The 12,856-nt window shown below is 60.9% G+C and carries 15 protein-coding genes; 3 read left to right on the plus strand and 12 right to left on the minus strand.

Going from position 1 to position 12,856, the window contains the following annotated elements; translation table 11 throughout:
- Positions 1-19 precede the first annotated feature (19 nt).
- Genes ACJ8PN_RS14630 through ACJ8PN_RS14640 form a run of 3 tightly spaced genes read right to left on the minus strand, consistent with a single transcriptional unit; the run spans position 20 to position 3,133 of the window.
- A complete protein-coding gene (locus ACJ8PN_RS14630; RefSeq protein WP_171454815.1) occupies positions 20-808 on the minus strand; it encodes a sulfite exporter TauE/SafE family protein in 789 nt (262 codons plus the stop codon).
- On the minus strand, positions 801-1,682 hold the full coding sequence (locus ACJ8PN_RS14635) for a formyltransferase family protein (RefSeq protein ID WP_171454816.1): 882 nt from the start codon (positions 1,680-1,682) through the stop codon (positions 801-803). The genes ACJ8PN_RS14630 and ACJ8PN_RS14635 overlap by 8 nt, the downstream gene beginning before the upstream one ends.
- Positions 1,679-3,133: an FAD/NAD(P)-binding protein gene (locus ACJ8PN_RS14640; RefSeq protein WP_171454817.1), complete on the minus strand. Its 1,455-nt coding sequence runs from the start codon at positions 3,131-3,133 to the stop codon at positions 1,679-1,681. Before ACJ8PN_RS14640 ends, ACJ8PN_RS14635 begins: the two co-directional genes overlap by 4 nt.
- 283 nt (positions 3,134-3,416) lie before the next feature.
- On the opposite strand from ACJ8PN_RS14640, the gene ACJ8PN_RS14645 reads away from it, so the two are divergent.
- On the plus strand, positions 3,417-4,199 hold the full coding sequence (locus ACJ8PN_RS14645; RefSeq protein WP_004936980.1) for an AraC family transcriptional regulator: 783 nt from the start codon (positions 3,417-3,419) through the stop codon (positions 4,197-4,199).
- Positions 4,200-4,203: 4 nt separating this feature from the next.
- Here ACJ8PN_RS14645 and cybC read toward each other — a convergent pair whose 3' ends face one another.
- On the minus strand, positions 4,204-4,590 hold the full coding sequence (gene cybC / locus ACJ8PN_RS14650) for a cytochrome b562 (protein ID WP_015379185.1): 387 nt from the start codon (positions 4,588-4,590) through the stop codon (positions 4,204-4,206).
- A gap of 138 nt (positions 4,591-4,728) precedes the next feature.
- The gene (pmbA, locus tag ACJ8PN_RS14655; protein ID WP_033639296.1) at positions 4,729-6,069 is read right to left on the minus strand and encodes a metalloprotease PmbA; all 1,341 of its coding nucleotides are present in this window, start codon (positions 6,067-6,069) and stop codon (positions 4,729-4,731) included.
- Positions 6,070-6,248: 179 nt separating this feature from the next.
- Here pmbA and yjgA point away from each other — a divergent pair, with 179 nt between their 5' ends.
- A complete protein-coding gene (gene yjgA, locus ACJ8PN_RS14660) occupies positions 6,249-6,797 on the plus strand; it encodes a ribosome biogenesis factor YjgA (RefSeq protein ID WP_004936968.1) in 549 nt (182 codons plus the stop codon).
- 30 nt (positions 6,798-6,827) lie between these two features.
- On the opposite strand, the gene ACJ8PN_RS14665 is transcribed toward yjgA, so the two are convergent.
- The 5 genes from ACJ8PN_RS14665 to aaeX form a co-directional block, all read right to left on the minus strand.
- On the minus strand, positions 6,828-7,127 hold the full coding sequence (locus ACJ8PN_RS14665) for a barstar family protein (protein ID WP_004936963.1): 300 nt from the start codon (positions 7,125-7,127) through the stop codon (positions 6,828-6,830).
- Positions 7,128-7,132: 5 nt separating this feature from the next.
- Positions 7,133-7,600: a ribonuclease gene (locus ACJ8PN_RS14670; protein ID WP_004936959.1), complete on the minus strand. Its 468-nt coding sequence runs from the start codon at positions 7,598-7,600 to the stop codon at positions 7,133-7,135.
- Positions 7,601-7,880: 280 nt separating this feature from the next.
- Entirely contained in the window at positions 7,881-9,848 is a 1,968-nt protein-coding gene (aaeB, locus tag ACJ8PN_RS14675; RefSeq protein WP_171454819.1) for a p-hydroxybenzoic acid efflux pump subunit AaeB, read from the minus strand.
- On the minus strand, positions 9,848-10,783 hold the full coding sequence (gene aaeA / locus ACJ8PN_RS14680; RefSeq protein WP_004936954.1) for a p-hydroxybenzoic acid efflux pump subunit AaeA: 936 nt from the start codon (positions 10,781-10,783) through the stop codon (positions 9,848-9,850). Before aaeA ends, aaeB begins: the two co-directional genes overlap by 1 nt.
- 7 nt (positions 10,784-10,790) lie before the next feature.
- Positions 10,791-10,994 (minus strand): p-hydroxybenzoic acid efflux pump operon protein AaeX, encoded by a 204-nt coding sequence (aaeX, locus tag ACJ8PN_RS14685; RefSeq protein ID WP_004936952.1) that lies wholly within the window; start codon positions 10,992-10,994, stop codon positions 10,791-10,793.
- A gap of 314 nt (positions 10,995-11,308) precedes the next feature.
- Between aaeX and aaeR the strand changes: the two genes are divergently transcribed.
- Positions 11,309-12,220 (plus strand): HTH-type transcriptional activator AaeR, encoded by a 912-nt coding sequence (gene aaeR, locus ACJ8PN_RS14690; RefSeq protein WP_015379188.1) that lies wholly within the window; start codon positions 11,309-11,311, stop codon positions 12,218-12,220.
- On the opposite strand, the gene ACJ8PN_RS14695 is transcribed toward aaeR, so the two are convergent.
- Both ACJ8PN_RS14695 and ACJ8PN_RS14700 read right to left on the minus strand, forming a co-directional pair.
- On the minus strand, positions 12,211-12,555 hold the full coding sequence (locus tag ACJ8PN_RS14695; protein ID WP_411261410.1) for a hypothetical protein: 345 nt from the start codon (positions 12,553-12,555) through the stop codon (positions 12,211-12,213). The two genes, aaeR and ACJ8PN_RS14695, sit on opposite strands and share 10 nt — an antisense overlap.
- Positions 12,552-12,827 carry a double zinc ribbon domain-containing protein gene (locus ACJ8PN_RS14700; protein ID WP_411261409.1) on the minus strand — a complete coding sequence of 92 codons (276 nt, stop codon included), beginning with the start codon at positions 12,825-12,827 and terminating at the stop codon, positions 12,552-12,554. Before ACJ8PN_RS14700 ends, ACJ8PN_RS14695 begins: the two co-directional genes overlap by 4 nt.
- Positions 12,828-12,856: the final 29 nt, after the last annotated feature.

Here is a 12,856-nt window from a genome sequence, read left to right on the forward strand (position 1 = left end):
TCCGGCCGCCCTTTCTGTCTCAGATGCAGATAGCGATCAGCACGGCGATCAGCAGCAGCACGTAGATTTTGGCATGCAGCGCATCGCTCACCTTCGGCAAACAGCGCCTGGCAAACACGATCCCCGCAACCCCCGCTACCACCAGCAGCCCCAGAATGTTCAGATTGACGTAGCCCAGATACTGCGGCCCGCTCATCTCGCGCCACCCCAACACGATATACATCAGCGCCCCGATCACCGCCACCGGGATCGACAACGGGTTGGCGGCGCTGACGCAATATTTCATGTCGTAACCATGACGACGCAGCAGCGGCACGGTCATCACGCTGCCGCCCACCCCCAGCAGCGTGGCGATGCCGCCGATCAACGGCCCGCCGCCCCACAACGTGGCGGGAGACAGTTCGGCACGCGCCGGTTTGATCAGGAAGCCCCGGCGGAACAGACAGTCGGCGATGGTCACCGCCATATAGACCACAAACAGCCAGCGGATCGCGCCGTCCGCCAGCAGCGAGGAGGCGAACGCGCCCAGCGCCGCGCCGATGCCGATGAAAAAGATCAGCGGTACGATGGTTTCTCGCAGCAGGTTGCCGCTGCGCCAGTTGGTCAGGGTGGCATAACTCGCGTTGAGGATCATCACCGCTGTCGAGGTCGCTACAGCAATATGCATCGCCTGGCCGGGCTGCTCGCCCGAGGAGGAGATCAGGTGATAGACAAAAGGCACCACCACAAAGCCGCCGCCGAAGCCGAACAGAATGGTGGTGATGCCGGTCAGAAAACCGGCACCCAGTACAATCAACGTTTCAATCATGGCCGTGCGCCCGCACGAAGTCGTCGAACCCGGCGCAGAACTGCCCCGCCAGCGGGTGGAAACGATCGCCGACAAACAGCCCCAGATACTGCTCGCGCACGGCGTCGTGATCCACCAGCTCAATGCCCGCCTGTTCCGCCTGCGCCAACGTCTGCGCATCCGGGAAGCCCCAATAGCGCGAATCGCCCTGCTTTTCCGCCGCTATCGCTTCGCTCCGTTCCGCCCGCATCAGCTGGCGCGCCAGGAAGGCGCCGCTCTGCACGCCCAGCAACATCATGTTTTCCAGGAACGACAGGTCGTGGCGCAGCTCGGCGGGCAGGCGGGCGAGCACCGGGCCGGCGTCCCAGTGCTCATCCATTTCATGCAGCGTCACCGCACAGCCCTTGTCACCGTTCATCATCGCGCGGAACAGCGTCATCACCCCGCGATAGCGCGGCAAGTCGCCGGGGTGCAGGTTCCACAGCAGCTTGCCGCGCCGGCTGAAGGCGCGCACATAGTCGGCGGAAAATTTCTGATAACAACGCAAAGAAATCACCCCGTCCATATGACCCAGGCTGCTGATAAACGCGGTGTCATTGATGTCGAGAACGCGATGCGCTTTGACCCCGGCGGCGGCCAGGAACAGGGCCGGCGGTTGATAGGCACCCTCACAGGCGGCGGCGTTGCGGCCAACGAACGGGAACACAAAATCGTTCAGCACCTCGCGCTCATACAGCCCCAGGCGGCGAACCGCCGGCTCCTGGGTGCGGCCGCCGCTTTTCGCCAGGGGGAAATACACCGTAAAAGCACACTCGCCTTTCAGGGCGGCGATCAGATCCTGACACACCAGCCAGGAGAAAATGTCGTTGCCGACAAAGAGCGCTACGTTTTTCATACTTCAGCCTTCTTTGCGTTGAAAATAGGGTTGTTGAACACGATTTTGCTGATATCCCGCGTGATGGATTCCATCGCCGAGGTATAAAAAAGATCGCCCTTGGCGGGCGCGCCGAGCGAGTAGAGATGCTGCTCGCGGCCGCGTCGGTCGGCGATTTTCAGCGTATGCGGGTTGCACTTCACGCCGCCGAACAGGTTTTCTTGCACCAGCCCGTCTTGCAGCAGCTGCCGGCTCAGGCGGTTGGGCGGCAGTTGATAGGAAGGCGTGGTGCAGTTGAACAGATACTGCGCGTGCACACGCGTCTCATGGCAACGAAGGATAAACCCGTCCGTTGCCTTGCTGATATCCACCAGGCCGCCGCAGGCGCGCAGGCGTTGGCTCTCCAGCGCCGCCACGATCTTGTAGGCATTCTTGATCGGCATGGCGTGCCGATTGCGCATCCAGGAGGAGTTGTAAAAGCGCATGAAGACCTGCCGGTTGTTGGCATCCATCTTGACCCAGGCGGCGCACACCGCCGGGTGGATCGCCGCCAGATAGCTGCAGATATGCTCCCTGGCAAAGCGCGCGCGATCGAGGCTGTCCGCCAGATCGCGGTAGCAATCGCGCCTTTCCCCCAGCGCCGAGAGCACCGTCAACCGCTCCGGCCCCGGATAGTGGCGCGCCAGCGCGGCGTTGATCGCATGCACCAGCTGATGCGCGTCAATAAAATCGCGGCCGGCGACAAAGCGCCGCAGCGCCTCAACAAACGCCTCCGGCGGCGGACGCATCAGCGCCGGCTGCACGCTGGGGAACAGGCCCGAACGCGACAGGGCGCAGATGTCGGTCGCTCCCAGCCGCTCCATCAGTTCAACGATGGCGTCAATCGCCGTCAGGCTGCAGCCGATCACGCCGATGCTCGAATAAGGGTTGAGCGGCGGCAGATCCTGATGAGCCTGATAAGCGATCACCCCATCCACCGGGTAAAGGCATTCCGGCGGGTTGTGCCCCGAACACAGCACCAGCGCGTTCATCTGCTCGGCGCCGCCGCAGGTGGTGGTCAGCCGATAGCCGGCTTCGTGCGGCGCGATGGCATTCACTTCGGCGGTCACGAAATTCAGCGCTACGTTACTGTCCGCCGCCATATATATCGTCATGTCGCGAATAAAATCGAGATATTCCCGATACAGCCAACGCGGCGGATAACGATCCTGGCAAAACTGCGGGAAATGCATGGCGATCCAATCAACGAAGTGCGCTTCGTCGAAAATATCCGCCGACATATTTTCCGGCGTCATATTTAATATATGGCTGTCAAAATCGCTGCTGTATGCCATACCGCCTTTAAATCCCTGCTTGTCGAAAACCGTCAGGGAAAGCGGCCTTTTGCAATGATTAACCGACTTATTTTTTATAAAGTTATAGGCAAAAGAGATGCCGGCGGCCCCGCCGCCAATCACACCGAACTTATACATGAAATATCACCTTATAGTCATTGAACTGCGCTAAGAACTATTGCTTCAGGTGTTGGAATAAAATGATGCTTTATTCCTTATTAACTTCTTGTATTGCGAGAACGAGAACCTTCGTCCCACCCTGGTGTGAAGACTTGCACGGGTTTCATGGCCGATAAAATAACGGCGCCCCGAACAAGCGTTATTTTTCTGCCCCGATAGTAGGGCGACCGTCGCTGGCTTGCTTTATATGAAAGGCCAACTATCATTGCGTTTCGGCCAATTTGCCCGCCAAAGGGAACACATGCGCAACGTCCGCATTGATGACATCGACCACGTAACCCGCGCGGTGATCGCCATCGGCACCGATTATCCGCCGGGGCACCTGCTGCCAATGCACAGCCACCGGCGCGCGCAGTTGCTGTACGGCGCTACCGGCGTCATGCACGTTTTCACGCAGCAAGGTAATTGGGTCGTTCCGCCGCAGCACGCGGTGTGGCTGCCGCCGCAGATGCCGCACGCGGTGCGGATGGTCGGCGTCACCACCCGCAGCCTGTACCTCGAACCCGGTGCGTTGCCCGCCGAACGCCCGCAGGTATGTCAGGTGGTCAGCGTCACGCCGCTGATGCGCCAGCTGTTGATGGCGGCGGTGGATATGCCGCTGGAGTATGAACAACAGGGCCGCGACGGCGCGCTGGCGGCGCTGCTGCTGCACGAGCTGGCCCGGCTGCAACCTTTGCCTTTGCACATCCCGCTGCCCGCCGATCCTCGGCTGGGTGAGCTGTGCCGCGCCTTTTTGCAACACCCCGACGCCCACGACTCCGCGCAGCGGTGGGCGCCCCGTCTGTACATGAGCATTCGCACCTTCAGCCGCTTCTTTCGCGCGCAGACCGGCCTGCCTTTTTCGCAATGGCGCCAGCGTGCCTGCGTGGTGCTGGCGTTGGCGCTGCTGGCCGAAGGGCACAGCGTGACGCAGGTGGCGATGGAGATGGGATATGACAGCAGCGCGGCGTTTTCAACCATGTTCCGCCGCGTGCTGGGGCAGGCGCCCTCCTCCTATCTGACGGAAGACGGGCGCGACGGTTGACGGATTAGCGGAATTTCTTGTGGTTGGCGTCGCGGGTTTGCTTGAAGCCTTGCGCCAGCTGCTTCGCTTCAGCGACTTTGCCCTGATTGGCCAGCGCCAGCGCCTGATCGATCTGGCCGATCAGGGTATCCAACCCGCTGCGGAAATCTTTCATCTCCGGGCTGTCGGCGGCTTTGTCTTCCAGCTTCGGCGGGGTGCCCTGTTTGGCATCCTGCGCGGCGGCGCGCATGTTCTGCAGGCTCTGTTTGAGGGTAGCGGCGGAGTCGGTATTCAGCACCGTTTTGTAGTTTTCCGCCAGGGTGTCCATATCGTCGCCCAGATCGGCGGCGACCGCCAGCGAACTGGCTGCCAGCAGCGTCAACGCCGCCAGCGCTTTCAGGGTATTCTGCATGTTTGCTCACCTTCCAGTTATTGTTTTAATTAACCCACCGTTACCATAGGCAAGGCCGGAAAAAATCGAAACCGGAGATTTGTAAGCAAGGTTGAGACGGGATAACGCGCGGCCGGCGGGCGCCGGCCGCGCAGCGGATCACTGGCCGGCGATCTTCATTTCCGGCAGCAGCACCGAACCGCACTGGATATTGCTGCGGGTTTCGATATCGCTGCCGACGCTGACGATGTTGCGCAGCATGTCTTTCAGGTTGCCGGCGATGGTGATCTCGCTGACTGGGTACTGGATCTCGCCATTTTCCACCCAAAAACCGGCGGCGCCGCGAGAATAATCGCCGGTGACGCCGCTGACGCCCTGGCCCATCAATTCGGTGACCACCAGGCCGGTACCGAGCTGCTTCAGCATGCCGGCGAAGTCTGCGCCCTGCCCGGCAATGCGCCAGTTATGGATGCCGCCGGCATGGCCGGTGCTGTGCAGGCCCAGCTTGCGCGCCGAGTAGCTGGTCATCAGCCAGGTTTGCAGCACGCCATCCTTGACGATATCGCGCCGCTGGGTGCGCACGCCCTCGCTGTCGAACGGCGTCGACGCCAGCCCTTTCAGCAGGTGCGGATGCTCCTCGACGGTCAGCCACTCCGGCAGGATCTGCTTGCCGAGCGAGTCCAACAGGAAGGTAGATTTGCGATAAACGCTGCTGCCGCTGATGGCGCCTACCAGATGGCCGAACAATCCGGTGGCCACCTCGGAGGCGAACAGTACCGGCGCCTTCATGGTCGACAATTTGCGCGGCGCGAGGCGCGCCAGCGTGCGGCGGGCGCATTCCTGTCCCACCCACTCCGGGCTGTGCAGATCGCCCATCGCCCGGCCGATGGTGTAAGCGTAATCCCGCTCCATGTCGCCGTCCTGTTCTGCGATGACGCAGCTGGACAGCGAGTGACGGCTGGAACAGTAGCTTTGCAGCATGCCGTGGCTGTTGCCGAACACCTTGATGCCGTAGTGGCTGTTGAAGCTGCCGCCTTCGGTGTTGGTAATGCGTTTGTCCGCCGCCAGCGAAGCCTGCTCGGCGCGCGCCGCCAGCTCGATACCGCGCTCGGCGTCCAGCTCGGTCGGATGGAACAGATCGAGATCCGGCGCCTCGAACGCCAGCAGATCTTTCTCCGCCGGGCCGGCGCAGGGATCCTCAGAGGTGTAACGCGCGATGTCCAGAGCCGCCTGTACGGTGCGGGCGATGGCGTCCGGGCTGAGATCGGTGGAAGAGGCGCTGCCTTTGCGCTGGCGGTGATACACGGTAATGCCCAGCGCGCCATCGCTGTTGAACTCGACGTTTTCCACTTCGCCGAAGCGGGTGCTGACGCTGATGCCGGTCGATTTGGTGACCGCGACTTCCGCCGCGTCGGAACCGGCGCGGGCCAGCTCCAGAGCCTGAGAAACGGCCTGTTCCAGCGCCTTGCGCTGTTCTGCAACTTGAGTGACTACTTTCATCAATCTGCCATAATTAATCAGAAAATCGTTGAGAAAAGTGCCGGAGCGGCGTAGTTGTGCACGCGGAGCGGCGCGCAAAAATCCTGAGATCTCTGCCGTTGAGTCTAACAGGAACCGCGTTGAATTTCGCATAAAGCCGGCAACCTGTTAGGATTAGCCTCTTTTTAACGGAGCCTACCATGAACAAACAGCCTGAAGACTGGCTCGACGATGTCCCGGAGAATGAAAACGAGGACGATGACGAGATTATCTGGGTCAGTAAAAGTGAGATTAAACGTGATGCCGAAGCGCTGAAAGACCTGGGGGCCGAAATGGTCGATCTGGGCAAAAACGCGCTGGATCGCATTCCGTTGGATGAAGATTTGCGTGCCGCCATCGAACTGGCGCAGAAGATCAAAAAAGAGGGCCGTCGCCGTCAGCTGCAGCTGATCGGCAAGATGCTGCGCGCCCGCGATATCGAGCCGATCCAGACCGCGCTCGACAAGCTGAAAAACCGCCACAATCAGCAGGTTTCGCTGTTCCACAAGCTGGAAGCGCTGCGCGACCGTCTGGTCGAAGAAGGCGATGACGTCATTCCGTCGATCCTGGATCTGTATCCGGCCGCCGATCGCCAACAGCTGCGTTCACTGGTGCGCAACGCGCAGAAAGAGAAGGCCGCCAACAAGCCGCCTAAGGCTTACCGCCAGATCTTCCAATACCTGCGCGAGCTGGCCGAAGCGGCCGACTAAGCACCGCCGCCATCCCGGGATGAACCCGTTTCATCCCCGGTGATGTGCCGGTTCGCCGCTGCTTTCGCGAATATTGAAGCGCAGGCTGCCTTCCAGCTCTTCTTCCGCCTCTTCAAACAGCAGAATGATCGCGCCGAAACGACGCTTGCTGCGGGCATTCAGGTGAGTGAACTCGATTTCCACCGGCAGACCGATATCGCCGGTCACTACGTCCCACAGCGCGTCGAGGTTGGCGCCGAATCCCTCGTCCAGCGCAAACTTGTGCGCAAAATCGCGGTAGAAGGTCGGCACATCCTGGATCTGTTCAAAATCAAACTCTACTTTTGCCATCAAACTCACTCCACACGAATGAAGTTTTTGTAATGGTCGCGCGTGACGAAGATCAGACCGTCGCTCGAATACAGCAGGCGATCGGCGCCGCGCCGGCCACACTGGTAATTGATGTCCGCTTCGCGCCAGACCCGGCCGCCGGCGCTCGGCAGTTGCCCTTCACGGTTAGAGAATCGATCGCCGCCAATCGCCTTGCCCGGCAATACCGCACAGAGGTTGCCTGAACGCGGGTCCCAGCCCTGCTCGCGCGCCTGCTTCTTGGTGACGTAATAGCCCGGAAGCCGCTGATGCTGCTGCAGGTAGCTCACCACCGTTTGCTGCTGCGTGAGCCGATCGATGCTTTGCTGTTGCCCCGCCGGCGCTTGTACCACCGTCGCATTGCCGCCGATCGCACGGTGCTCGTTGCCGCGCAGCGCGCTGAAGACGGCGATGACCACGGCGATGACAATCGCCAACAGAATCCGCTTGTTCATGACATTCCCTGAAATTATGCCGCCGAAGGCGCCGCAGCTCCCCCAGGCTAGTTAGGTATATAGTCGACCTGGATGAAACTAAGATGACCGGCACGTCACGTTTTCGCGGCGGTAAGCGTTTCATCCACTCATGACAATGATGCCACTTTCCAGTCGTTCTGGCACTCGGAGTCTCTCTGAAAACAGGCCGCCTCACATGAGACGGCTCGCCATGCCAGGCGCTGCTTTCAGTATAGTCAGGGAAGGCGCCGCACAACGCGGCGCAACAGGAGGGAACGCATCAATCGATCAAGGCGTGACGATAGCGATGCAGCATGTCGGCCAGGCGTTTCACCGGCCCGGTGACGCTGAGCGGCGCCTGATTGTCCACCAGCTTCTGCTGGTACTCGTTCATTTCACCCAGCAAGCGATCGTAGTAATAGGCGCGCTTGACGTCGTTCTTGGCGGAGACCACCCGATCGGCGGTGCTGCGGATCTGGCGGTGGAAGGCCGACAGCTCTTCGCTGACCGGAATCTCCGCCCGCTGCATGCGCTGGTGGGCAATGATCAGGTTCAGCGCCAGACGATACTTGGCGATGTCGTTCGGGAACATCATCAGCAGCTGGTTAAGCTGCTGATACAGCGCCGGCAGGTGGTTTTGCCGACGACGCGCCGCCTTGGTGGTCAGCGCCGACACCGCGCTGCTGACGAACTGGTTGAGCAACGTGCGGCCGGTGCGTTCACGCGAATTGTCGCGGATCAGCAGCAGCACCATCAGCCCAACGCAGCTGCCGAGGAACTGGCCCAGCGCCCCGTCGAGAAACTGGGTGACGTTGAACTCCATCGGGTTGCTCAGCACCAGAATGTTGATGGTCCCGGCCAGCAGCCCCAGCGAACCGAGCCGCCGCTTCTGCACCTCGATGCCAATGAAAAACGCCAGCAGGCCGAGGCTGAGACACAGCAGCAAAATGCTCTGCTGCGTCGCCGGCAAGATCACCATGAAGAACAGAGAGCCGACCGGGATCGCCGCCAGCATGCCCAGCACGAAATCCATCGCCACCATGCGCGGCGCCGGGGTGCGCATCGCCAGCGAGGTGATGACCGCGATGATCACCATAAAACCGCTGCCGGACGTCCAGCCGGTCCACAGCCACAGCAGGCTGCCGAAGGCAGTCGCCACAAAGGTGCGCAGGCCGTTGATCATCGCGTGATGCCCTTCCGCCGAAGTCGGTTTGACCACGGTTTCGTTGCTCAACACCCCCTCTTCCACCGCGCTGATACTGCAGTTGGCGTGCACGCCTTTCGACAGCAGCAGGTAGCGCGTCGCCGCGCCGACCCAGCCGGTGATGGTCGGCAGCGTTTCCTCGGAACGATGCGTGGTCAGCACCTGGCGCAGCAGCTTCATGCGCTTGTGGATCTCCTGCGGGGTTTCCGCCGGAACCATCAGCTGCTCACGCAGGCTGTCTTTCAGCGCGTCCGGGTGATTCAACAAGATCAGATAGGTTTCACAGGCCTGGGTGATCAGCGTCAGCGACAGCGTATGCAGCGCTTTTACCCGGCGGTTGACCTTCTGCCAGCGCGAGGACTCCATCATCAGGTTGTTGCGCATACCGTCCAGCGCCGTGGTGCTCTTCACCAGATTGCTCCAGGCGCGATCGATATCCTCTTTGTCGGCATTGCTGATGCACATCTGCATCAGGCGGTATTGCGCCACCAGCAGCTGATCCACCGCCCGATCGATGTCCTGTTTGATCGAACGCGGCGAGAACAGCAGATCCGCCAACACGGCGCTGACGATCCCCAGCACGATCTCGCTGCAACGTTCGATGGCGAACTGCGGCGCTTCCAGCAGATGAGACTCGCTGGTGGCGACCGTCACGATAATGATCAGCGCGGTATACCCGGCCAGCCCCCAGGCATAGGAGTTCTCCACCTTGATAAGCGAAGAGAGCCAGGTGCAGAAACCGGCCCAGATGCAGCACAGCAACAGCATCACCACCGGCGCGCGGGCGGTGGTGATGATAATGATCAGGCCGACGAAGCAACCGATAAAGGTGCCGATAATGCGCAGCCAGCCGCGGTGGCGGATGGCGCCGGAGAAGGGTTCGCCGCCGGCGGCAAAGGCCGGGCCGGCGGCGACGATGGCGGCGGTCATCGCCGACCAGCGCGGGGTTTCCAGATTGAGATGGAAGCCGACGAACAGCGCAAACACAATCGCGAAGCTGAGTTTGAAGGCGAATCTCAGCCGGATAAAGGTTGGGCTGCTCATTAGCCGAACTCACGCAGCCGGTGCATCAGGCGCACAAAAGGCGAGCCGCTGTCGGCATTGCGATCGTTCTTGCCGACGATCACCACGGTGGCGGTGGTGCCGGCCGGGTACGGATGCTGTTGATCCTTGGCGTCCAGCAGGATCTTCACCGGCACGCGCTGCGCCAGGCGCACCCACTCCAGGTTGCTGTCGATCGAGGCCAACCCTTTGTTGTTCACCGTGCTGCTGCTGTTGTTCACCGCCGCCGCCACGCTGTCGACGGTGCCGTGCATGATGCGGTTGCTGCCGAGCGGGGTGATCTCCGCGCGGTCGCCCTTATTCAGGCCATTCAGCTTGGTTTCTTCCAGGTACGCCAGGATGTAGAAGGAATCTTTCTTCACCAGCGCCACCGCCACCGAGCCGCGGGTGATGTATTCGCCGGCATGGACGTTGAGGTTGGTGATCCAGCCATCGGCCGGCGCCCGCACCGTGGTGCGTTCCAGATCCAGCTGCGCCAGCTCGCGCGCCGCAATGGCCTTCGCCAACTGGTGCTGCACGGTCTGCAGTGAGTTGTTCGACTGGTCAATCTCTTCCTGCGACATCGCCTGCACGCCCAGCTTCACGCGGCGGCCGGCCTCGCGCCGTTTTTCCGCCGCCAGCGTCTGATAGTAGGCGACGTCGGCGCCGGCTTCCGCCAGCGCCTGCTCATAACGCGGCCGATCGACCACGAACAGCACCTGGCCTTTCTTCACCAGTTGGTTATCCACCACCGGCACGTCGGTCAGCAGGCCACTGACGTCCGGCGCGATCGCCACCACATCGGCGGTAAACTTGGCATCACGCGTCCACGGCGACTCGGTGTAGAACACCCAGGCCTTGAATATCGCGGCGATGCCCAACAGCACAAGAATCAAAGTGATCGCGATTCGGGTTATTTTTATCGAAAAATTTTTCACAGCGACCTCAAACAAAAAGACACGAAATCAGATAAAACAAGCAGCAATACAGCGCGGTGTTAAACAGCGCCGGATGCCAGACAAAATCGTAAATCCCCGTCGGCTGCAGCAGGCGGCGCAAGAGAAAAAACAGCGCCAGCGACACCAGCAGCTCGAAAAACACCGGCGGAAACGACAGCCCGAAGATGACCATAACCGGAAGCAAACTCATCACTTTTTCCTTATTGTTCACTACGCCGGGGAAAGACACATCTCGCCATTCACATTCTCTTTACATTTTAGCGTGCGCGCGCCACAAATCTTGACCGGACAGCTTGTCCAGGTCACGAACCCGAAAAAAGGTTAAACTTGGGGGCAGACATCCACGACAGGGATTGCGAGGGTGCCGGAGGAGCGGCAGGATTGCGTTGCCGATCGCTCTCGCACGTTGGTAAGGTCTATTCACCCGACCACGTTATATTAGCCTGCTTACTATCAAGGCATCAACAATCTGTGATCTAAATCACTTTTAAGCCAGAGTGAATAATGGAAAGATTAAAACGGATGTCGGTATTCGCCAAAGTGGTTGAGTTCGGGTCGTTTACCGCGGCCGCACGCCAACTCGACATGAGCGTTTCATCGATCAGTCAGACCGTCTCGAAACTGGAAAATGAACTGCAGGTCAAGCTGTTGAACCGCAGCACGCGCAGCATCGGCCTGACCGAGGCCGGCAAAATCTACTATCAGGGCTGCCGACGCATGCTGCAGGAAGTCAGCGAGGTGCATGAGCAGCTGTACGCATTTAACAATACGCCCGCTGGCACGCTGCGCATCGGCAGCTCATCTACCATGGCGCAAAACGTGCTGGCGAACATGACCGCCGAGATGATGAAAGAGTACCCAGGCCTGACGGTCAACCTGGTAACCGGCATTCCGGCGCCGGATCTGATCACCGACGGACTGGATCTGGTGATCCGCACCGGGGCGCTGCAGGACTCCAGCCTGTTCTCCCGCCGCCTGGGGCAGATGCCGATGGTGGTGTGCGCCGCCAAAAGCTACCTGATCCAGCACGGTACGCCGCAGAAGCCGAGCGACATGGTCAACTTCTCCTGGCTGGAGTACAGCGTGCGGCCCGACAGCGAATTTGAACTGATGTCGCCGGAAGGCATCACCACACGCATTTCCCCGCAGGGGCGCTTCGTCACCAACGACTCCTCCACCATGATCCGTTGGCTGAAAAACGGCGCCGGCATCGCCTACGCCCCGCTGATGTGGGTGATCGAAGAGATCAAACGCGGCGAGATCGAGATCCTGTTCAAAAGCTACCATTCGGATCCGCGGCCGATCTACGCGCTCTATACCGAGAAAGACAAACTGCCGCTGAAGGTGCAGGTGTGCATCAACTATTTAACCGACTATTTCGAACGCGTAGCGGCGGTCTATCAGGGCTATCGCTGAGCGGCGCTCAAATAGCGGCGCGCCAGCGCGGCCAGCAGCGTCAGCGCCAACATGCCGAGGCCCCACAGCAGCCAGACGGCGTAGCCCACCCAGGTCAGCAGCACAGGAAAATAGCTCGCCAGCCCGCTGCCAAGCTGTTTCAGCCACGGCAGCCAGGCGTCCAGCGCCGCCTGCGGCACCAGGCTCAGCGCACCGTTTACCGGCAACGATGCCTTCCCGGCTGCCTCCGCCAACGCCGGGAGCCAGGCCAGCACCCCGGCTACGCCCCAGGCCAGCAGCGTCCATAGCGCCATGGCGCCCAACAGCAGCGCGAGTGTCCAACCGCCCCGGTTCACGGCACACCGCCGCCGCACTGCGGACAAAAGCGGCTGCCCGGCGGCAACGGTGCGGCGCACTGGCCGCAGGTGACGCTTAGCGCGGCAAACGGCTGACCGCAGCGGTGGCAATAACGGGCGCCCGATTTATTCACTGCCCGGCATTCCGGGCACTGCGGCCCCGGCTCGCCATGCTGGTTATAGCGGTTGCCATGATGCCCGCCGCCGTGGCCCGCGCGCTGATGACCGCCGTGAATACCGCCTTGCCCCAACAACCGTTTCAGTAAGCTCATCCCGCCTCTCCTCTGTGCATTGACGCTGA

The organism is Serratia sp. CY76391 (assembly GCF_052166695.1).
GTDB classification, from domain to species: Bacteria; Pseudomonadota; Gammaproteobacteria; order Enterobacterales; family Enterobacteriaceae; genus Serratia; species Serratia nematodiphila.